Here is a 20,714-nt window from a genome sequence, read left to right as displayed (position 1 = left end):
GGCGTACGGCTACACGCCACCGGCGCGCCTCCCGCGCACACCCGCCGCGATCGCCCAGCCGAGCCCACCGGCCGCGACCAGCACCAGAAGCATCTCGGGCGCGATGCCGAAGCGGGTGGCGGGCGTCTGCGAGGAGCGCAGCGGCACCTTCTGGACCAGCGAGTCCGGGACGAACATGCCCGTCTTCTGCGTGATCCGGCCGTCCGGCATGATGATCGCGCTGACGCCGCTGGTGACCGGCACGGTGACGGTGCGGCTGTGCTCGACGGCGCGGACCCGGGACATGGCCAGCTGCTGGTAGGTCATCTCGCTGCGGTCGAAGGTCGCGTTGTTGCTCGGCACCGAGATCAGCTGGGCGCCGTCGGTGACCTCGGAGCGCACGGCCCAGTCGAAGGCCGCCTCGTAGCAGGTGACGAGACCGACCTTGGCACCGTCCATGGTGAACACGCCCGGTTCGGTGCCCCGGCTGAAGTCCTTGCGGACCATGGACGTCCACTCGCCGTTGATGGCGCCGATGAGCGGGCGCAGCGGAAGGTACTCGCCGAACGGCTGGATCTGCCGCTTGTCGTACGTGTCGACGGGGCCCTTCGCCGGGTCCCAGAGGATCTGCTCGTTGTAGAGCTTTCCGTCCCGCTCGACGACACCGCCGACGGAGATGGGGGCGCCGATGGCGGTGGCCGCCTTGTCGATCACCGCGCGGGCGTCGGCGTTGGCGAAGGGGTCGATGTCGGAGGAGTTCTCCGGCCAGAGCACGAAGTCGGGCCGGGCGACCTTGCCCGCCCGGACGTCGGCGGCCAGGCGCTCGGTCTCCTTGGCGTGGTAGTCGAGCACGGCCCGCCGCTGGGCGTTGAAGTCGAGCCCCAGGCGCGGCACGTTGCCCTGGACGACCGCCACGGTCGCGGTGCCGTCCTCCGCCGTGTCGCTCACCAGGGCGCGGGACGCGAGGGCGCCGGCCAGGGGGACGGCCACGGAGAGCGCGGCCACGGCCGCGGTGCCCCGGCGCAGGGCCGCACCGGTCCGGCGGTGGTCGACCACCAGCCGCACCACTTCGTAGAGGCCGAACCCGCACAGGACGACGGCGAAGCCGAGCACGGGGGTGCCGCCGAGCGCGGCCAGCGGCAGGAAGACGCCGTCCGCCTGCCCGAAGGCGACCTTGCCCCAGGGGAAGCCGCTGAACGGGGCACGCGCGCGTGCCGCCTCACCGGCGACCCACACCGCGGCGGCCCACACCGGCCAGCCCGGCAGCTTCGACACGGCGGCGACACCCGCGCCGACGAGCGCCACGAACACCGCCTCGATCACGACGAGCGCGAGCCACGGTCCGGGGCCCACCTCCACACCGGTCCACACCAGCAGGGGGAGCAGGAAGCCGAGACCGAAGAGGTAGCCGAGGCCGAGGCCCGCCTTCCAACCGCGTCCGCGCAGCACCCAGCCGAAGACCGCGAAGGCCGGCAGGGCCAGCCACCACAGGGTCCGGGGCGGGAAGCTGACGTAGAGCAGCACTCCGGAGAGCGCCGCGGCGGCGGCCGGGAGGAGCCGGCCGGCCCATCGGGAGACCCGGGAGACGGGCGCGGCCTGGGGTTCGAGCTGTTCCGGCTCTACGGGAGTGGCGGTGACGGTCACTCCCGGAGTGTACGGCGCGTCACCCCGGCGCCGACAGCGCGGCCCGGGCGCCCGGGGTGAGGCTTTTGTCGCACCCCAGCCGCAACGTTCCTGCGCAACTCGTCCACAACCGGCGCATCACCCGTTACGGTGTGCGCGAGCCTCTGACGTGCGGCCGGACCACATCCGGGCGGTCGAGGCCCGGCACAGGTGCGAGGCGTCGGGGGGCGACGGGTTGGGGTCCACGAGGACGCGGTCCGCTGCCGGAGCGGCGGCCGCGCACGAGAGACGGAACGTCTCCGACGTCACGGGCGCGCTCCTGCTCGGGGCGTGCGCCGCCTGGTCGCTGACCACGGCGACGGCACGAGGCGGCCGTCCGGAGGGCGTGCTACTGGCGGTGCTCGCCGTGGCGGCCGGCTACGCGGCGGGCCGGATCTGCGGGGCGCTGCTGCCGGTGCTGGCACCGTCCGCCGGCGCGCTGGCCGGTTTCGGTCTGGCGGTCACCGCCCCGCACACCGGGGCTGCCTCGCCGCTGATCTCGCCGCTCGGGCACACCGGGGCGACGGCCGCGCTGCTGGCCCTGTCCGCGGGCGCCGCCTGTTGTGCCGCCTGGGCGGCCCGCTCCCCCGGACCGAGGCTGGCCCTGCGGCTGCTGGCCTGCGGCATGGCGGTGACGGCGGCCGTGCTGGGCTCGACCTCCGGCTTCGCCGCGTGCGTCGGGGTGCTGCTCTGCTCGCTCGCGGCGGCCCGGATGCCCCACCGGGGTCTCGGGCTCGCGGGGCTGGCGCTCGCCACGGCTCTGGTGACGGCGACGGTCTGGGCGACCGCCGAGCACGCGCTGCCGGCCGGACTGACCGATTCGCTGGAGGGGCAGCTCACCCCGCACCGGGTCCTGCTGTGGCACGACGCGCTCGGCCTGGCCCACGACGAACCGCTGCTGGGCACGGGACCGGGCCGTTTCGGGGAACTGAGCCCGACGGTCGACCTCTCGCTGCCGTCCGACGACAAACCTCATTCGGCGCCGTTGCAGCTGGCGGCCGAACAGGGGCTCGTCGGGGTCGCGCTGCTCGCCGCGGTGTTCGGCTGGATCCTGTACGTGCTGTGGCGCACCCCGCGCTCCACCCCGGTCGTCCTCACCGCCGGCGCGGCCCTGACCGCGCTGGCCGCGATCGCCTCGGTCGGCAACGCGCTGAGCTTCACGACCGTGACGGCGGGCGCGGGCCTGCTGGCGGGCATGGCGACGGCCCGGCCCCTGACCGACGAGGACGACGGCACCGGCTCGTCCGGCCCCGACGACCGCTAGCGAAGCGAAGCGGAGCGGCGGCCGGGACGAGGGTCGTCAGCGCGCGGTGCCGGACGCCTTCGGGCTCAGCCGGGCGCGAATGACACGCACGGCCGTCTCGGCGTTGTCCACGGTGATCGTGAAGGTGTGGCCGTCCCAGAGGCGCAGCACCACCGCCTCCCCCCGTCGTACGACCACGGCGGTGCCCTTCTCGGGCCGCCAGCGGTAGCCCCAGCCGCCCCACTGGTGGGGGGTGACGCAGGCGGCGAAGTCGGCGTCGGCGACCTGGGACAGGGGAATGCGGCGACGGGGTACGCCGATGTGGCCGCAGCGGACCTCCAGGCACTCGTCGTCGACCTTCACGGAGACGTGCACGAAGGCGAGCGTGCCGAAGAGGACGAGCAGTCCGGCCGCGATGCAGCCGACGACCGCCATGACGAGCGGGGCGGTACCGGACGTCCACGCCGAGTCGACGGCGAGTTCGATACCCAGTGCCATGCAGGCGGCGCCGCCGAGTGCCAGCAGCCATTGACCGCGGTTGGTCGCGCGGCCGGTCCAGACCTCGGGGTGCGGGCCCGCGGGGCCCGTCTCGCCGTGGGGGTGGTCCCTCATGGCTTTGAGACTACTCAGATTCCGCAGCGCGGGCACCTGGTCGCGGAGCGTCACTGCTCCGGGTGGACGGCCGGCACGGGAGCGGTCGTGCGGAGCAGGCTGCCCTCCGCGTAGGCCAGTGCCGGGGCGGGCAGCGAGCCCTCACGGCCGCTGAGGATGACGGTCAGCGTCGCCCCGGTCCAGTCGGCCTCGGGCTTCGGCAGCTCGCCGATGCGGCGCAGCGCCTGCGCGGCGACGGCGTCGGCGGAACCGTGCAGGACCAGCGGCGGCCGGCCGGGCTGCTGGACGGCGGCGCGAATGCGTTCGGCGACCAGTTCGTAATGGGTGCACCCCAGGACGACGGTCGTCACGTCCTCGGGCGTGAGGGCGGCGGCCGCGGCGATCGCGGCGTCGATCGCCGCGTCGTCCGCGTGCTCCACCGCTTCGGCCAGGCCCCAGCAGGGCACTTCGGTGACCGCCACGCCGCCGGCGAACTCCTCGATGAGGCCGCGCTGGTAAGGGCTGCCGGTGGTGGCGGGCGTGGCCCAGATGGTGAAGGGACCGCCGCCGGACGCGGCGGGCTTGATCGCCGGGACGGTGCCGATGACCGGCAGGCCGGGTTCGAGCAGAGCGCGCAGGGCGGGCAGGGCGTGCACGGACGCGGTGTTGCAGCCGACGATCAGGGCGTCGGGCGTGTGCGCGGCGGCGGCCGCCGCGACGGCGAGGGCGCGCTCGGTGAGGTCCTGCGGAGTGCGCGGGCCCCAGGGCATGCCGTCGGGGTCGGAGGAGATCACGAGATCCGCGTCGGGCCGCAGCCGCCGTACCGCGGCGGCGGCGGGGAGCAGACCGATACCGGAGTCCATGAGCGCGATCTTCACCCGGCCACGATAGACGATGGCCTCGGTACGGCCGCCGCCGTGGGGCAGACTGCGGACGTGAGCGCCATCGCGTGGACCGCCGCCGGATCACTCGCCGCCTGGTTGTGGCTGCTGCTCGGCCAGGGCTTCTTCTGGCGCACGGACGTCCGTCTGCCACCCCGCCGGGACCCCGACGACTGGCCTTACGTCTGCGTCGTCGTCCCCGCCCGCGACGAGGCTGCCGTGCTGCCCGAGAGCCTGCCGTCGCTGCTGGCCCAGGACTACCCCGGCCGGGCGGAGATCTTCCTGGTGGACGACGGCAGCTCGGACGGCACCGGTGACCTGGCCCGCGACCTGGCCCGACGCCACGGCGGACCGGCCCTGACGGTGTCCTCGCCCGGGGAGCCGCCCGCCGGCTGGACGGGCAAGCTCTGGGCCGTGCGCCACGGGATGGAGCTGGCACGCGCGCGAGGGCCGGAGTTCCTGCTGCTGACGGACGCGGACATCGCGCATCGGCCGGACAGCCTGCGCGCCCTGGTGGCGGCCGCGCGCACCGGCGGCTTCGACCTCGTCTCCCAGATGGCCCGGCTGCGCGCCGAGAGCCCATGGGAACGGCTCGTCGTGCCGGCCTTCGTCTACTTCTTCGCCCAGCTGTATCCGTTCCGGTGGATCGGCGTACGGGGTTCGCGCACGGCGGCGGCGGCGGGTGGCTGTGTGCTGCTGAGCGCCGAGGCCGCCGAGCGGGCGCGGATCCCGGACGCGATCCGGCAGGCGGTCATCGACGACGTGGCCCTGGCCAGGGCGGTCAAGCGGAGCGGCGGCCGCATCTGGCTGGGGCTGGCGGAGCGGGTCGACAGCGTGCGGCCCTACCCCCGGCTGCACGACCTGTGGCACATGATCGCGCGCAGCGCCTACGCCCAGCTCCTGCACAACCCGCTGCTGCTGGCCGGCACGGTCCTCGGCCTCACCCTCGTGTACCTCGTGCCGCCCGTGGCGCTCCTGACGGGCGTGCTCGCCCGGGACCCGGCCGCGGCGCTCCTCGGCGGGCTCGCCTGGCTGCTGATGACGGCGACGTACCTGCCGATGCTCCGTTATTACGGTCAGCCCCTGCGGCTCGCACCGCTACTGCCGTTCACCGCCTCGCTGTATCTGCTGATGACGGTGGACTCGGCGGTGCGGCACTACCAGGGACGCGGCGCGGCCTGGAAGGGCCGCACCTACGCGCGACCGGACGCGGTGCCGGACGAGGGCTAGCCCCCGGTCCGTGCCCCTCCTCTTATGGGAGGGGCGCGATGGGAGCTATTTCCTGCCCGGGGTCCAGTTCATCCCCCACCCATAGGCGTAGTCGACCGTACGCTGCGGGCTCACCCCGCGTTCGGGGACGAGGTAGCGGGCCTCGCGCTGGACGATGAGGTCGCCGCCCTGGTGGGTGATGAGGGCGAGCGCGCAGACGGTGGAGGGGACCGTGCACTCGTCGAGGGAGAAGTCGATGGGTGCGCCGTGCTGCGGCTGGAGGGTCACCGTCGCGTGCAGGTCGGCGAAGGAGCGGGCGCCCTCGTAGATGGTGACGAAGATGAGGATGCGCCGGAAGTACTGCTTGTGGTCGAGGCTGACGGTGAGGTTCTCGCCGCTGCTGACGGCGCCGGTGCGGTCGTCGCCGTCCAGGTGGATGAAGGGCGGCTGATGCAGCGACCCGAAGGCGTTGCCGAGCGCCTGGACGACGCCCTTGCTGCCGTCGGACAGTTCGAACAGGGCGCACAGGTCGAGGTCGAGGTCCGCGTGCATGGCGACGGCCCGGCCCAGTTTGCTGCCCCACCCCTTGAACTGCTTGCGCACCTCCCAGTTGAGGTTCACGCGCAGGGCGCCGGAGGTGCCGCCCTGCTTGGCCAGGGAGACCGCCGGGGCCTCCTTGGTGAGCGTCACCTTGGTGAGGCGGACCGGGGCGGGCGGCGCAGCGGGAGGGGCGGGCGGCGGGGGCGGGGCGGTCGTCACCGGCGGCGGCACGGTGACGGGAGGAGCGACGGGCGCGGCCACGGGAGCGGGGGCCGCCGCCTGCTGCGGTTCGTCCACGGTGATGCCGAAGTCGGTGGCGAGCCCCTGCAGTCCGCTGCTGTAGCCCTGGCCCACGGCGCGGAACTTCCAGGCGCCCTGTCTGCGGTAGAACTCCCCGAGGACGAAAGCGGTTTCGGCGCCGGCGTCCGCGCTGTCGTAGCGCGCGATCTCGGTGCCCGCCCGCTCGTCGAGCACCCGGATGTGGAGCCCGGGCACCTGTCCGAAGGTGCCACCGTCCGCGGAGGCGGCCACCACTACGGTCTCGACGGCGGGCTCCACGCGCGCGAGGTCGACGACGAGCGACTCGGTCACCTGGCCGCCGACGTCCCGCTTGCCCTCGTGCCGGACCGCGCCTGAGGAGTGCGCGGGCTGGTTGTAGAAGACGAAGTCGGCGTCCGAACGCACCTTTCCGCCGACGAGCAACAGCGCCGAGGCGTCCGTGTCGGGTACACCCGGCCCGGAGCGCCGGCCCAGTTCCACGCGCAGCGCGGTCGTCGGCACCGCGACGTTCGATCCTTTCGGCATTGACATGTCCGCCCCCATCAGAAGGTCATCCAGAAGGTCGTCACCAGGCCGCGTCCCACGCGGACCGTCGGATCCGGCCGGATCCGTTGTGGGGCCCAAACCTATTCCCCCGGGGCCCGGAACCCCCAGAACCCGTACCGAAAGACCGGTGACCAATCGCCGGTAACCCGCGAGGAACTCGCCCTTTACACGATCAGTACGCGCTTTGCTGCCCTTTTTCGCCGAGTTCGCTCGCATTGGGGGGCCAGCGTCACTGCCGACACGGAAAACAACCCTCTTATCGGTCTCCCCAACCAGCACATCGTGGGCTTAACTTATGTGCCATGACCTCCCCCCGCTCCACCTACGGCGGCGGTTACTACTCCGCCTCGTCCTTCGCGGACACCCCGATCTACGACTCTCTCGTCGCCGAGCGGGGAACTCCTCAGATCGCCCCGATCCGGGTACCCGCGCAGTACGACACCCCGGGCAGCAACCTGCCCGCACTGCCGTCGGCGCTGCCCGCGCTGCCGGCGGGTCCCTCCCAGTCCGCCTACGGCTATCCGCAGGCTCAGCAGCCCTCGCCGCTGCAGCAGGCACCGAACGCGTACATCCCGCAGCAGGTCGCGGGTCCGCGCGGCTATCCGGGCGCCCAGCCGCAGCAGCAACAGCAACGGCCCATGGCCGGATACGAGGCCATGCGCCCGGCGGCTCCGCGCCCGGCCCCGTCGGCCCCGTACCAGCAGGATCCCTACAACGGACAGCAGTACCGGGGGTACTGAGGCACTTGGAACGCTTCGCGTGGGGTTGTCACGGTCTGCTGGCAGGATGACCCCATGGGGAATCCGTCGCTGCACTCGATCCACGTCCACCCGCTGAAGGCGGCCCGGGGCTTCGCCCCCGAGGAGGCCGTCGTGGAGCCCTGGGGGCTGGCGGGCGACCGTCGCTGGGTGCTGGTCGACGGCTCGGGCAAGGTCATCACTCAACGTCCGCATCCGCGCATGACGTTGGCCGCCGCCGGGCTGCTGCCCGGCGGCGGTCTCCTGCTGTCCGCGTCCGGCCGCGCGGCGCTCACCGTCCCCGTGCCCGAGCCCACCGGCGGCACGGTGACCGTGGAGATCTGGCGGGACAAGGTGGAGGCGGTGCCCGCCCACGCGGCGGCGCACGCCTGGTTCAGCGACCACCTGGGCGTGCCCGTACGGCTCGTGCACCTCGACGACCCGGCGACCCGCCGCCCGCTCGACCCCGAGTACGCCCGCCCCGGCGAGACCGTCAGCTTCGCCGACGGCTACCCGCTGCTGCTCACCACCCTCGCCTCGCTGGACGCGCTCAACGCGCTGGTCGCACGGGGCGACCACCCCGACGAGGGCCCGCTCCCCATGAGCCGCTTCCGGCCGAACGTGGTCGTCGACGGCTCGGACGCCTGGGCCGAGGACGACTGGCGGCGCGTCGCGATCGGCGAGGTGACCTTCCGGGTCGCCAAGATGTGCGGGCGGTGCGTGGTGACCACCACCGACCAGGACACCGGCGAGCGCGGCCGCGAACCACTGCGGACCCTCGCCCGCCACCGCCGGTTCGGCGACCAGCTGGTCTTCGGGCAGAACCTCGTTCCGGAATCCGGCGGCACCGTACGGATCGGCGATCCGGTACGGGTACTCGAATAGGCAGTTCCCTTCTTGCGGAACGGGCCTTGTCGAACTTCGGCGGCGGTCGACACCCCCTCTCCTCTTGAAAATTCAATCTCCTACGATTCGGTTCACGTGTAGGGAACACCCGCCCCGGGTCCGTCCGTTGGGTGTTTGTGAGAAGTTCATGAGAAGGCCCGGTGGGAGGGTGATGTCGCTCTCTCTTGGCCGGGACCGCGCGTGGACGGCTCGGCCCCGGGTTATCACGGACGCGGAAGGGGGTGTGGCGCGGTGCGGGCAATCGGTGGACTACGGGCGTTCGTCGGGCTGTGGCGCTGGCGGCACAATCCGCTGCGGCGGACGACCGATCTGGTCGAGGCCTGGCTGGCGTTCGCGGCCCTTCTGCTGATCGTCGTCGCCGCTCCCCTCATCGGCGCCGCCGCCGGCACCACCGCGCAGGGGGCTCTGCAGCAGTCCGTGCGCGACCAGCAGCAGAGCCGGCACCGGGTGACGGCCACCGTCGTCAAGAAGGTCGACGGCTCTCCGCTGGACCCCGATCCGGAGACCTCCACGACCCGCGACCGGCTCAGCCGCGTGGTCGCCGACTGGACCGGCCCGGACGGCACCGACCGGCACGGCACGGTCATGGCCAATCTCAGGACCCCCCGGCCCGGCGACCACTTCACGCTGTGGACCGACGGCCGGGGCCGCATCGTCGGCCGCCCCCTGGACACGGCCACCGCGACGACCCACGCGGTGCTGGCCGGCTTCGGCGCCACCGTGCTCGCCGCGGGGCTCTTCGAGGGCGCCAGACGCCTGATCGTCTGGCGCATGGTCCGCCGCCGCTACGCCCGTTGGGACCAGGCATGGGACAAGGCGGGGCCGGACTGGGGCAGGACGGGCACGGGCAGCTGACGGCCTTCCCACTCCGGTCAACTCCCCCTGCCCGCGCACGCTACGGTGGACCGACCAAGCAGCCGAACTGTTCGGCATCGACCCGCGTTCCACGAGGTGGGGGCACAGCAACGCCATGGCACAGGGCACGGTCCAGGTGACGCACACCGGTACATCGCGGTGGCGGCGCCGCACGGGTGAGTACGCATCGCTCGCCGCAGCCCTGGAGGCCGCGAGCGACGGCGACGTGCTCGTCGTCGCTCCCGGCACGTACCGGGAGAACCTCGTCGTGCGGCGCGGGATCACGCTGCGCGGCCCGGAGGGCTCGCCGGGCTCGGTCCGCATCGCGCCCGTGGACGGGGTGCCGCTGACGGTGTCCGCCTCGGCCGTCGTGCAGGACCTGCATGTGGAGGGCCAGGACGCGGCGGCCCCCGCACTCCTCGTCGAGGACGGCACACCCGAGCTTCTGGACCTGCGGATCGTCACCCGCTCCGCGGCCGGCATAGAGGTGCGCGGCGGTGCCCGCCCCACGGTCCGGCGCTGCACGGTCGACAACCCGGCCGGTATCGGCATCGCCGTGGTCGACGGCGGCGGTGGCGTGTTCGAGGAGTGCGAGGTCGTCGCGGCCGGCCAGGCCGGCGTCGCGGTGCGCGGTGGCGGCCACCCGCGTCTGGAGCGCTGCCGGGTGCACCACACCTCGGGCTCCGGTCTGACGGCGACCGGAGAGAACTCCGCGCTGGAGGCCGTCGGTTGCGAGGTCTACGAGGTCCGCGGCAGCGGCGTGCAGATCACCGGCCGGGCCACGGCCCACCTCACCGACTGCGATGTGCACCGTACGACGGCCGACGGGATCACCCTCGACACGGACGCCGTGCTCACCCTCGCGGACTGCCGGATCCACGACATCCCGGAGAACGCGGTGGACCTCCGCTCGCGCTCCGTCCTCACCCTGACGCGCACCTCGGTACGGCAGTTCGGGCGCAACGGACTGTCGGTGTGGGACCCGGGCACCCGCGTGGACGCCAACCAGTGCGAGATCTTCGACAGCACCGGCGACTACCCGGCCGTCTGGGTCAGCGACGGCGCGACGGCGGTACTGGAGTCCTGCCGCGTGCACGACGTGCCGGACGCGCTGTTCGTGCTGGACCGGGGCTCGCGCGCGGACGTCGTCGACAGCGATCTGTCGCAGGTGCGGAACACCGCGGTGTCGGTGAGCGACGGAGCGACCGCGCAGCTCGACGACTGCCGGATCCGGGACGCCGCCACGGGCGCCTGGTTCCGCGACCACGGCAGCGGCGGCACCCTCAACAACTGCACCGTCGACGGCACCCAGACCGGCGTGATCGTCACCAAGGGCGCCGACCCGACCATCGAGCGCTGCACCGTCACCTCACCCGCCGAGGCGGGCTTCTACGTCTCGGCCGGGGGCCGCGGCAGCTTCCTCAACTGCCGGGTGACCGGCAGCGGCGGCTACGGCTTCCACATCATCGACGGCTGCCGGGCCACACTGCGCAAGTGCCGTACGGAGCGCTGCGCGCGCGGCGGCTACGAGTTCGCGGAGGGCGGTCCCGCGACCGCGGGCGGCGGTCCGGTGGTCGAGGACTGCACCAGCGACGAGAGCGCGGGGGTCCGCCCCCCGGCCGCACAGGAGACCGCCACGCAGACCACGGCCCCGTCGGCCGGGCTGCTGGGCTCGATCCCCGGTCAGCGCACCTCCGAGCAGCCGCCGGCCGTCATTCCTGCCGTCATGGAGCCCGAGACACCGGTGCGGGCCTCCAAGGCCGTGCTCGGTGAACTGGACGCGCTGGTCGGCCTGGACAGCGTCAAGCGCGAGGTCCGCGCCCTCACCGACATGATCGAGGTCGGCCGCCGCCGCCAGCAGGCCGGTCTCAAGGCGGCCTCCGTCAAACGGCATCTGGTGTTCACGGGCTCCCCCGGCACCGGCAAGACCACGGTCGCCCGTCTCTACGGCGAGATCCTGGCCTCGCTCGGTGTCCTGGACAAGGGGCATCTCGTCGAGGTGTCCCGCGTGGACCTGGTCGGCGAGCACATCGGCTCCACCGCGATCCGCACCCAGGAGGCCTTCCAACGGGCGCACGGCGGTGTGCTGTTCATCGACGAGGCGTACGCGCTGTCGCCGGAGGACTCGGGGAGGGACTTCGGCAAGGAGGCCATCGACACGCTGGTGAAGCTGATGGAGGACCACCGGGACTCGGTGGTCGTGATCGTCGCGGGCTACACGGCCGAGATGGAGCGCTTCCTCACCGTCAACCCCGGTGTCGCCTCCCGCTTCTCCCGCACCATCACCTTCGACGACTACGTCCCCGACGAGCTGCTGCGCATCGTGGAGCAGCAGGCCGAGGAGCACGAGTACCGGCTGGCGCCGGGCGCGGGCGAGGCCCTGCTCGACTACTTCACCGTGCTCCCCAAGGGCCCGGCCTTCGGCAACGGCCGTACCGCCCGGCAGACCTTCGAGGCGATGGTCGAGCGACACGCGAGCCGGGTGGCCCAGGTCGACGATCCGGACAAGGACGACCTGACCTTGCTCTACGCGGAGGACCTGCCGGAGCTGCCGTAGCGGGTGTCGGGGGGCGTGCCCCCGGGGGAAAGCCCCACCACGGGGATGCTGTCCGCCGGATGGAACCGGACTGATCGGGCGGACAGCATGATCCCCATGAGAACACGCACCCGACGAACCCTGGTCCTGACCCTCTCCGTCGCGGCGACCGCGACCGCGCTGACCGGCGTCACCGGCCCGGCGTCCGCCACCACGGCCCCCTCCTCCCCCGCCCTCACCTGGCGCCCCTGCGAACGGCCCGACGGCCCGGCCGGGCAGGAGTGCGCGCACCTGCCCGTACCGATCGACCACCGGGACCCGGACGGCCCGCACCTCACCCTCGCCGTCTCCCGGTTACGGGCCGAGAACCCCGAGGCACGGCGCGGCACCCTCCTGGTGATCCCGGGCGGGCCGGGCGGCTCGGGTGTCAGGCGGCTCACGCAGAAGGGAGAGGCGCTGCGGCGGGAACTCGGCGACACCTACGACATCGTCGGACTGGACCCGCGCGGCACGGGCGGCAGCACGCGGGCGAGCTGTGGGCTCTCCGCCGACGACCGGCATCTGGTGACCATGCGGTCCTGGCCGGCGGCCGACGGCGGCATCGCCGAGAACGTGGCCCGCTCCCGGCGTATCGCCGAGGCCTGCGCGACGAACGGCGGCGCGGTGCTGCGCAGCCTCAGTACCGCCAACGAGGTACGGGACATCGAGCGCCTCCGGCAGGCGCTGGGCGAGGAGCGGCTGTCGGCGTACGGAGTGTCGTACGGCACCTATGTGGGTGCCGTCTACGCCCAGAAGTACCCGGAGCGGATCGACCGCCTGGTGCTGGACAGCAATGACGACCCCGATCCCCGGCGGGTCGCGCGGGGGTGGCTGGCGAACATGGCGCGGGGCGCGGAGGACCGGTTCCCGGACTTCGCGGCCTTCGCCTCCGACCCGGCCCAGGAGCCGACGGGCCTGCGGCTCGCCGAACGCCCGGGGGACGTACGGCCGTTGTTCCTTTCCCTGGCGGCCGACCTGGACCGTGCGCCCAGGGAGACGACCACCGAGGGCGTCCCCCTGACCGGCAACCGGCTGCGGCAGGTGATGCAGAACGCCCTGTACTCCGACGACTCGTTCGACGACCTGGCCCGGCTCCTCCGGCAGGTGCGGGACCCGAAGGCGACGCCGGTCCTGCCGCCCGACGTGGCCGGACCGCTGAGCGACGAGGAAGCGGCGGTGATCATGGCGGTGATCTGCAACGACGTGCGCTGGCCGAGGTCGGTGGCCGGGCACGCGCGGGCGGTGGCCGACAGCCGCACGCGGTATCCGCTCACGGCCGGGATGCCGGTGAACATCACGGCGTGTTCCTTCTGGAAGGGCCGCCCGACGGAGCGGCCGACCCGGATCACCGACCGAGGACCGTCCAACATCCTGATGGTCCAGAACCGGCGGGACCCGGCCACCCCCTACTCCGGCGCCCTGAAGCTGCGGGCCGCGCTGGGCGAGCGGGCCCGGCTCGTCACGGTGGAGAGCGGCGGGCACGGCTCGTATCTGGGAACGGGCAACGCGTGCGGCGACCGCGCGGTGACCGCCTTCCTCCGCACGGGACAGCGGCCCCGGCGGGATGTCTCCTGTCCGGACGAGTGATCCGGGCCCGGCCCCCGTGGGCCGTGGGTCAGGACTGCCGGGGTCCCGGCAGCTCCGGGCCGATGCGCGCGAGCAGTTCTTGCCGCTCGTGGGCGAAGGCCGGGTCCGCCTGGTAGTCGGAGTGGCCGAGGATCGGGGCGGGCAGCGGATGGGCGCCGGTGCGGCCGTAGGCGAGCGGGTCGGTGAGGGGTTCGGCGTCGACCTGCGGTCCGTTCCGGCTCGTCAGGCGGACGGGGCCGCCGATGGGGTCGGTGAGGCGGTACAGGTTGCGCCAACAGTCGATCTCGCGGTGCAGGGAGGCCAGCGGCTCGGGGCCGAAGTGGGCGGGGAACCAGCGTCCGTACAGGCGCTCCAGCGGGGAGCCGTAGGTGAGGAGCGCGACCCGTCCGCGGACCGCCGCGGTCAGCTGCCAGGCGGCGGCCGCCGCGAGGACGCTGCCCTGGGAGTGGCCGGAGATGACGAGCCGGCCGCCCGTGGCGCGGGTCCAGGTGGCCATGCGCCAGGTCAGGTCGGGCACGGCCCGCTCGGCGTAGCAGGGCGGTGCGAACGGATGCGCGGCGCGCGGCCAGAACGTGCCCACGTCCCAGAGGATGCCGATCGTGCGGCGCGCGGAGGCGTCCTTGTAGGCCCGCCGCCCCCAGGTGACGAACAGCAGGAAGCCCACACCGATCAGCCACGACCCCAGCGCCTGGGCGGCCTGGGCGGCGCCCGCGACGAAGTCGGAGGAGCCGAGCGCCGCCCGCGCCGGTGTCTCGCCCGTCGCCAGGGCACCGGTCAGGGCGCCCGCGCCGAGCAGCAGGGTCACGGTGGAGATGATGCCGACGAGGCGGGGCGCCCGGTCGGTGAGCGCGGCCATGGCCCGGGTGCGGGCGATACGGCGGGTGCGGCCCGCGTCCCGGGACTCGTGCTCCTCGCCGGGCCGCTCCTCGTGCGGCCGCTCCCGCGTCAGGTCGTACTCCCGTTCCACCGCCGCCGTCTCCGTCCTCCGCAGGACCCAGGTGCGGCGGGCCAGCCAGCCGAGGAGGCCGAGGACGACCAGGAGGAAGGGCGGGATGACGGAGGCCTGCCAGGTGAGGAGGACGGGCGGGCCGGGCAGGGCGTCGTCGGTGCCGCCCAGCCAGTCGGCGACCCGCTGGGCGACCCCGGCGGACATCACACCACCGAGCGCGCAGGCGAGCATCGCGACGGCGGGGCCGGCCAGACCGTACATGGCGGTGCGCCGGTCGGGGCGCGAACGGTACAGGAGGTGCGCGACGACGCCGAGCGCGAGGACCAGCAGCCCCTGCACCAGGGTGATCCCGCCGAAGGTCATGTCACCCGGAAGCCGCCCCGCCGACCGCCAGCCGGGGCGTGACCACCCGGCGTACACCATGGCGAGGACGAGCACGGCGATCGAGGCGGCCGGCAGACCGCGTACCAGCCGCTCGTCCAGACGCTTGTCGAGGCGCCGCTCGCTGCGGCCCCGGCGGCACACCACCCACACCACGACGACGGCGAGCACGACGAGTGCCGCGTTCAGCAGCCAGCCGAGCAGTTCCAGGACGGCGGGGCCGCCCGCCCGGCGGTCCTGGCGGGCGGCGGACGTGCCCACGGCCGCCGCCACGGTCAGGAAGCCGGCCGCCACGTGGGCGGCGCGCAGCCTGGCCACGAGACGGCGTCCGTACCAGAAGCCGGGCCGGCCGAGGGCGACGCGTGCCGTCTCCTCCGCCTCGGAGGCGGTGCGCGGCGTCTCGTCCTGCGGGCGGGTCTCGCCGTGCTCCATGGGGCGCTGGGACTCGTACTCGCTCCAGGTGCGGTGGGAGAGGTACCACAGCAGGCCGGTCAGGGCGGTGGGGACCAGGGCCGCCAGCGCGAGCCGGCGGCCGGGCAGACTCCACCAGCCGTCGTCGGAGACGGCCGGGGAGAGAAAACCGAGCCAGGTGTGCGCCCGCGCACAGCCGCGTGCGCCCGCGCACTGCCAGGCGGTCAGGTCGAGCGCTACCTCGCAGGCGGCCGCGACGAGCAGGACGGTCAGCGTCAGGCCGGTCAGCCGGACCAGGAGGCCGTAGAGGCGGACGGTCCGGCGGCGGTCGCGGCCGTCGGGCCGCATCCAGTGGGCGAGGTTGACGACCATGAACGGCAGCAGTAGCAGCCACAGCGCGCGGGAGCCGTCGCCGGAGGTGAGGTTGCACCAGACGTAGGCCTCCGGGACGGGCTCGCCCCGGCGGTCGGCCGGCCGTTCCTCCGCGTCGGCGTCGTCGATGCGCCGGAAGACGGCGGCCGTGTCGTCGCCGGTGATCCGGACCGTGCGCGGATCGTCGAGCATGCGGTCGGGGCTGGTTCCCCCGACGCCGTGGACGAGGAGTTCGAGGGCCGGACCGTCCGGCGTCGACCGGCCCGATGCGGGGCGCTTCTCCGCCTCGGCGGGATCCGGATGTTCCCTGGGTTCCGTATGTGCCGTATGTTCCCTCGCACGATCCACTGTTCCGCTTCCCCCGTGACGCGTCGCAAGTCAGGTGATGTGCAGGCACTGATGATCGCCGCTGAGGGGGCCTCGTACACCTGTGGTCACCGAATCTCCTCGATCCGTGTGATAGTGACGGGCGCGAGAAGCGGTGCGTGACGTGCACGTGACTGTGCAGGTAATGGCGTCGCCCCTGGTGGGGCGTGCGAATATGGGACGTCCTCGGGACCGGGGACGGGGGAATGTCCTCGTCGGAGGGGGTAGGGAAGGCGTGTCGGGCGTGATGGGGCGAGAGGACCGGAGCGGGCGTGAGTGAGAACCAGAACCTCCTCGCGGAGCAGCGCCGAGCCCTGATCCTCGACGAGGTACGACGGCGGGGCGGGGTCCGGGTCAACGAGCTGACCCGCAGACTCGGCGTGTCGGACATGACGGTGCGCCGCGATCTGGACGCACTCGCCCGCCAGGGCGCGGTGGAGAAGGTGCACGGCGGCGCGGTGCCGGTGGCCGAGGCGAGCACGCACGAGCCCGGTTTCGAGGCGAAGTCCGGGCTGGAGCTGAACGCCAAGGAGGACATCGCGCGGTCCGCCGCGGAGCTGGTCGCTCCGGGGTCGGCGATCGCCCTGTCGGGCGGGACGACGACGTACGCGCTGGCGCACCGGCTCGTGGACGTGCCGGATCTGACCGTGGTCACCAATTCGGTGCGGGTCGCCGACGTCTTCCACGCCGCGCAGCGCACGACGGGCCCCCGGCAGGGGGCGGCGACCGTGGTGCTGACGGGCGGGGTGCGGACGCCGTCCGACTCCCTGGTGGGGCCGGTGGCGGATCAGGCGATCGCGGCGCTGCACTTCGATGTGCTGTTCCTCGGGGTGCACGGGATATCGGTCGAGGCGGGTCTGTCCACGCCGAATCTGGCGGAGGCCGAGACGAACCGGCGGCTGGTGCAGTCGGCGCGGCGGGTCGTCGTGGTGGCCGACCACACCAAGTGGGGAACGGTGGGCCTGAGTTCGTTCGCGGCACTGGAGCAGGTCGACACGCTGGTGACCGACGCGGGGCTGGCCGCGCAGGCGCGGGCCGAGATCGCGGAGCATCTGCGACGGCTGGTGGTGGCCGGGGAGGACTCCGACGACGGCGTGGACATCTGAGCGCCGTTTCAGCAGGCGGGGGCCCACTGCGGGGTATCGGCCGGTCGCGTCCGCGCGGGGGGACCATAGATCGACACGGCTCCCGCCTTGAGGGTCTGGCCCCCGCACGGAAGGGTCTGGCCCCCGCACGGAAGAGTCTGGGCTCTGCACGGAAGAGTCTGGGCTCTGCACGGAAGAGTCTGGGTTCCTGCTCGAAGGGTCTAGCGGAGCGCCGACCACACCCCGGTGCGCAGGAGTGACTCGATGGCCGCTGTGTAGGGCGCGATGTCCAGGCCCTGCTCCCGCAGCCACCCGTCCGAGTAGTACTTGTCGAGGTAGCGGTCGCCCGGGTCGCAGAGCAGGGTCACCACGCTGCCCCGGCGACCCTCCGCCACCATCTCGGCGATGATCTTGAGGGCGCTCCACAGGCCCGTCCCCGTGGAGCCGCCGGCCTTGCGGCCGATGGCCTGCTCCAGGGCGCGCACGGCGGCGACGCTGGCGGCGTCGGGGACCTTCATCATGCGGTCGACGGCGCCGGGGACGAAGCTGGGCTCCATGCGGGGGCGACCGATGCCCTCGATGCGGGAGCCGCAGTCGCAGGTGACGTCCGGGTCGCCGGTCGTCCAGCCCTCGAAGAAACAGGAGTTCTCGGGGTCGGCGACACAGATCCGGGTGTCGTACTGCATGTAGTGGACGTACCGGGCGATGGTCGCGGAGGTGCCTCCGGTGCCGGCGGTGGCCACGATCCAGGCGGGCTCGGGGAATCGCTCCAACTGGAGCTGGCGGAAGACGGATTCGGCGATGTTGTTGTTGCCGCGCCAGTCCGTGGCCCGCTCGGCGTAGGTGAACTGGTCCATGTAGTGGCCCCCGGTCTCCCCCGCGAGGCGGGCCGACTCCTCGTACATCTTCCGCGAGTCGTCCACGAAGTGGCAGCGGCCGCCGTGGAATTCGATCAGGCGGATCTTCTCGGCGCTGGTCGTGCGGGGCATGACGGCGATGAAGGGGACGCCGATCAGTTTGGCGAAGTACGCCTCGGAGACGGCGGTGGAGCCGCTGGACGCCTCGATGACGGGACGGCCCGGCCGGACCCAGCCGTTGCACAGTCCGTAGAGGAACAGGGAACGGGCGAGGCGGTGCTTGAGGCTGCCGGTGGGGTGGGTCGACTCGTCCTTGAGGTACAGGTCGATGCCCCAGGTCTCGGGCAGCGGGAAGCGCAGCAGATGGGTGTCGGCGGAGCGGTTGGCGTCGGCCTGGACCTTGCGCACGGCCTCTTTGAGCCAGCCGCGGTACCCGTCGTCGCTGTGATCGACATCGAGGGTGGCGCCCGGACGGGTGGGGTGGGGGGTGCTCACGGCGTGCTCCTCACGCATTGCGCCGACGGCGGATCGCGGCGTCGGACACCCCGATGATAAACATCTTCCGCACGCCCCTCACCTGCATAAACATCCCTTTGAGTACCTCAAAGGCACTCCTGTGGCAGGGATGCGCGGGGCGCATGGGGGGCGCATGCCGCGCATGCGCCGGAACCCCGCCCCCGGTCCACCGTGCGCACTGGTGCTCGACCCGCAGGACGGGCAGACTTCACCGCACGGGCCGAGCCGACGCCACCAGGGCCGTTCGGGGGGAGGCGACCTCGGGCACACTGGATCCGGTCCGCGACGGATCACACGACGACACAGGACAGCCGACGCGCACGAGGGGGCGGGATACATGGCCGAGCCGGAGTTCAGGGCCACGGGCGTCCGGATCGGGAAGAGGCTGCGGCAGCTCACCCGGGCGGGGCAGGTCCGGATCGAGGACGGCCGGCTGCAGTTGCTGACCAGCTACGGCAGCGAGATCGACAGCGCCCCGGTGCAGGCGGTGCGCGCCTCGAAGCCCTGGTTCGCCAACGAGGACCGGGCGTTGGCCGACGTCAACGGCACCCGTTACACGCTCACGCTGAACGAGCACGACCCGGCTCCGGGGAAGCCAGGTCCACCCTCGGCGCGCCGGTTCATAGAGGCGGTACGCAGGGCCGCGGGGCGGGGCTGACGCAACGGGCCGGCGCGGAGGCCTACGCGTAGGGCCTACGCGACAGGCTGTGGACATCGGCCTACACAGCGGGCCTTCGCAGTCGGTCGGCGCATCACGGGTTGCGGGACCGGGTCCCCTGGGCCACTCTGGTCTCACGTCACTCTGGGTTTACCGGCGATCACGCTGCGAAGCAGCCCGTCGGCCATGTCAGCGGGCGGCGGCCGTGCGCAGCCACCCCACGAGCAGGCGGCAGCCCCGGCTGCCGTCACCAGGCGGCAGTCTCAGGCGGCCGCACCACAGCAGGCGGCGTTTTTCGCCCAGCCACCTCGCTGGATCCGTACTCCGATCTTCTTCCGGACTCAACTTCGGGGAGTCGCAGCCGTGATCAGCCAGCAAAGCAGGCACTGCACGGTGGAGCTCCAAGCCCTGCCGTCGCGGATCGGACAGGTCCGCAGAATCGTATCTGCGCAATTGCGCTACTGGCATCTGGATCCGTTGATAGAGCGGGCCGCGCTCGGGGTGACCGAGCTGCTGTCCAACGTCCACCGGCACGCGGAGCCGGACAAGATGTGCACCGTGGAGATGGAGTTGCTCCTCGGCCGGCTCACGGTCTCGGTGCATGACAACGACCCCCGCCTCCCCGTCGTCCAGGACGCGGAACCCTTCGCCACCTGCGGCCGCGGTCTCGCGATGGTCGCCGCGGTGAGCGAGAGCTGGGGTGTGCGGCCGCACGGCGAGTCGGGGAAGGTCGTGTGGTTCACGCTGCCGGCGTCCTCGGCGGCGGTGCCGAAGATCTCGCCGTACGACGCCGGACTGACGGTGGAGGCCGCCCAGCCCCGCGACACCGGGCAGCCGTACGACACCGGACGCAGGCCCGCCGCACGCGGGCGCAGGTCCGAACACGCTCCCGCCCGGTCGGCCGTCGCAGGCTGACCGGGCGGTGACCATTCCGCCGTACGTCGACGAGGTGCTCGCACGCCGACGACCGGTGTTCGAGCGTCGGCTGATCCCGCACCCGGCGCACTCCTCGCGCTCCCGAGGAGTGCGCCGGGCACAGCGCAGCGGGTCGACCGTGTTCGGGACGCGGCGGCCTCGGCGATCGCTGCACCTGAAGCACTCCCCAACGCGACCGCCTGCGGGCCAGGATGGGAACCGACACCGGCACCCCGATCCGAGAAAAGGCACCGCCCATGGCACTGGAGATGCGCGACCGCTGCGAGCGCTGCGAGACAACGGCCCTGCCCACCGACGCCGCGGCCCGCATCTGCTCCTACGAGTGCACGTTCTGCGTGCCCTGCGGCGACGCGATGGGCGAGATCTGCCCCAACTGCGGCGGGGAACTGGTCGCCAGACCTCGCCGCCGGACGGAGGCGTAGGCGGGGACCTGGGGTGTCGCGGGGGCACCGCACCGGTGCCCCAGCCCGGCACGACGAGGCTGCTCCCTTCCACAACCGGCCGCTGCGTGCCGCCCTCCGCCTCGGCCGGGCCCACCGGCGTGCGCCGCACCCGTCGACGCCGTGGAGACGCCGGGCTGTGTCACCATCGTC

Annotated in this window: 17 protein-coding genes; 11 read left to right on the top strand and 6 right to left on the bottom strand. The window is 73.0% G+C overall.

Going from position 1 to position 20,714, the window contains the following annotated elements; all coding sequences use genetic code 11:
* Positions 1-9 precede the first annotated feature (9 nt).
* Positions 10-1,623 carry an apolipoprotein N-acyltransferase gene (lnt, locus tag STRBO_RS0119420; protein ID WP_005474722.1) on the bottom strand — a complete coding sequence of 538 codons (1,614 nt, stop codon included), beginning with the start codon at positions 1,621-1,623 and terminating at the stop codon, positions 10-12.
* Positions 1,624-1,837: 214 nt separating this feature from the next.
* Between lnt and STRBO_RS0119415 the strand changes: the two genes are divergently transcribed.
* Positions 1,838-2,905 carry an O-antigen ligase family protein gene (locus STRBO_RS0119415; RefSeq protein WP_237547501.1) on the top strand — a complete coding sequence of 356 codons (1,068 nt, stop codon included), beginning with the start codon at positions 1,838-1,840 and terminating at the stop codon, positions 2,903-2,905.
* A 36-nt stretch (positions 2,906-2,941) separates the two neighbouring features.
* Here STRBO_RS0119415 and STRBO_RS0119410 read toward each other — a convergent pair whose 3' ends face one another.
* Both STRBO_RS0119410 and STRBO_RS0119405 read right to left on the bottom strand, forming a co-directional pair.
* Positions 2,942-3,496 carry a hypothetical protein gene (locus STRBO_RS0119410; protein ID WP_020114631.1) on the bottom strand — a complete coding sequence of 185 codons (555 nt, stop codon included), beginning with the start codon at positions 3,494-3,496 and terminating at the stop codon, positions 2,942-2,944.
* Positions 3,497-3,546: 50 nt separating this feature from the next.
* Positions 3,547-4,353 carry a glutamate racemase gene (locus STRBO_RS0119405; protein WP_005474726.1) on the bottom strand — a complete coding sequence of 269 codons (807 nt, stop codon included), beginning with the start codon at positions 4,351-4,353 and terminating at the stop codon, positions 3,547-3,549.
* 57 nt (positions 4,354-4,410) lie between these two features.
* On the opposite strand from STRBO_RS0119405, the gene STRBO_RS0119400 reads away from it, so the two are divergent.
* Complete coding sequence (locus tag STRBO_RS0119400; protein ID WP_005474727.1) at positions 4,411-5,586, top strand: glycosyltransferase; 1,176 nt, start codon at positions 4,411-4,413, stop codon at positions 5,584-5,586.
* A 45-nt stretch (positions 5,587-5,631) separates the two neighbouring features.
* On the opposite strand, the gene STRBO_RS0119395 is transcribed toward STRBO_RS0119400, so the two are convergent.
* Entirely contained in the window at positions 5,632-6,915 is a 1,284-nt protein-coding gene (locus tag STRBO_RS0119395; RefSeq protein ID WP_028796750.1) for a TerD family protein, read from the bottom strand.
* 317 nt (positions 6,916-7,232) lie between these two features.
* Between STRBO_RS0119395 and STRBO_RS0119390 the strand changes: the two genes are divergently transcribed.
* The 5 genes from STRBO_RS0119390 to STRBO_RS0119370 all read left to right on the top strand — a co-directional run bounded on the left by STRBO_RS0119390 (position 7,233) and on the right by STRBO_RS0119370 (position 13,590).
* Positions 7,233-7,670, top strand: a complete 438-nt coding sequence (locus STRBO_RS0119390) for a DUF6643 family protein (RefSeq protein WP_005474730.1) — start codon at positions 7,233-7,235, stop codon at positions 7,668-7,670.
* A gap of 54 nt (positions 7,671-7,724) precedes the next feature.
* A complete protein-coding gene (locus tag STRBO_RS0119385; protein WP_005474732.1) occupies positions 7,725-8,552 on the top strand; it encodes an MOSC domain-containing protein in 828 nt (275 codons plus the stop codon).
* A gap of 252 nt (positions 8,553-8,804) precedes the next feature.
* Positions 8,805-9,428 carry an Rv1733c family protein gene (locus STRBO_RS0119380; RefSeq protein WP_005474738.1) on the top strand — a complete coding sequence of 208 codons (624 nt, stop codon included), beginning with the start codon at positions 8,805-8,807 and terminating at the stop codon, positions 9,426-9,428.
* Positions 9,429-9,543: 115 nt separating this feature from the next.
* Positions 9,544-11,985 carry a right-handed parallel beta-helix repeat-containing protein gene (locus STRBO_RS0119375; protein WP_005474739.1) on the top strand — a complete coding sequence of 814 codons (2,442 nt, stop codon included), beginning with the start codon at positions 9,544-9,546 and terminating at the stop codon, positions 11,983-11,985.
* A 96-nt stretch (positions 11,986-12,081) separates the two neighbouring features.
* Positions 12,082-13,590 carry an alpha/beta hydrolase gene (locus STRBO_RS0119370; protein ID WP_237547502.1) on the top strand — a complete coding sequence of 503 codons (1,509 nt, stop codon included), beginning with the start codon at positions 12,082-12,084 and terminating at the stop codon, positions 13,588-13,590.
* A gap of 28 nt (positions 13,591-13,618) precedes the next feature.
* Here the strand turns inward: STRBO_RS0119370 and STRBO_RS0119365 are convergent, their stop codons facing one another.
* The gene (locus STRBO_RS0119365) at positions 13,619-16,051 is read right to left on the bottom strand and encodes a hypothetical protein (RefSeq protein ID WP_005474741.1); all 2,433 of its coding nucleotides are present in this window, start codon (positions 16,049-16,051) and stop codon (positions 13,619-13,621) included.
* Positions 16,052-16,341: 290 nt separating this feature from the next.
* Between STRBO_RS0119365 and STRBO_RS0119360 the strand changes: the two genes are divergently transcribed.
* Positions 16,342-17,175 carry a DeoR/GlpR family DNA-binding transcription regulator gene (locus tag STRBO_RS0119360; RefSeq protein WP_005474744.1) on the top strand — a complete coding sequence of 278 codons (834 nt, stop codon included), beginning with the start codon at positions 16,342-16,344 and terminating at the stop codon, positions 17,173-17,175.
* 200 nt (positions 17,176-17,375) lie between these two features.
* Here the strand turns inward: STRBO_RS0119360 and cds1 are convergent, their stop codons facing one another.
* On the bottom strand, positions 17,376-18,506 hold the full coding sequence (gene cds1 / locus STRBO_RS0119355) for an L-cysteine desulfhydrase Cds1 (protein ID WP_020114626.1): 1,131 nt from the start codon (positions 18,504-18,506) through the stop codon (positions 17,376-17,378).
* 358 nt (positions 18,507-18,864) lie between these two features.
* Between cds1 and STRBO_RS0119345 the strand changes: the two genes are divergently transcribed.
* The 3 genes from STRBO_RS0119345 (at position 18,865) to STRBO_RS0119335 (ending at position 20,543) form a co-directional block, all read left to right on the top strand.
* A complete protein-coding gene (locus STRBO_RS0119345) occupies positions 18,865-19,185 on the top strand; it encodes a hypothetical protein (protein ID WP_005474746.1) in 321 nt (106 codons plus the stop codon).
* A 363-nt stretch (positions 19,186-19,548) separates the two neighbouring features.
* On the top strand, positions 19,549-20,100 hold the full coding sequence (locus STRBO_RS0119340; RefSeq protein ID WP_209442948.1) for an ATP-binding protein: 552 nt from the start codon (positions 19,549-19,551) through the stop codon (positions 20,098-20,100).
* A 257-nt stretch (positions 20,101-20,357) separates the two neighbouring features.
* The gene (locus STRBO_RS0119335; protein ID WP_028796749.1) at positions 20,358-20,543 is read left to right on the top strand and encodes a DUF1272 domain-containing protein; all 186 of its coding nucleotides are present in this window, start codon (positions 20,358-20,360) and stop codon (positions 20,541-20,543) included.
* Positions 20,544-20,714 lie beyond the last annotated feature (171 nt).

The sequence above is a fragment of the Streptomyces bottropensis ATCC 25435 genome (assembly GCF_000383595.1).
GTDB lineage: Bacteria > Actinomycetota > Actinomycetes > Streptomycetales > Streptomycetaceae > Streptomyces > Streptomyces bottropensis.
Note: the sequence above shows the minus strand (reverse complement) of the source record. Positions and strands in the feature narration are given on the sequence as shown.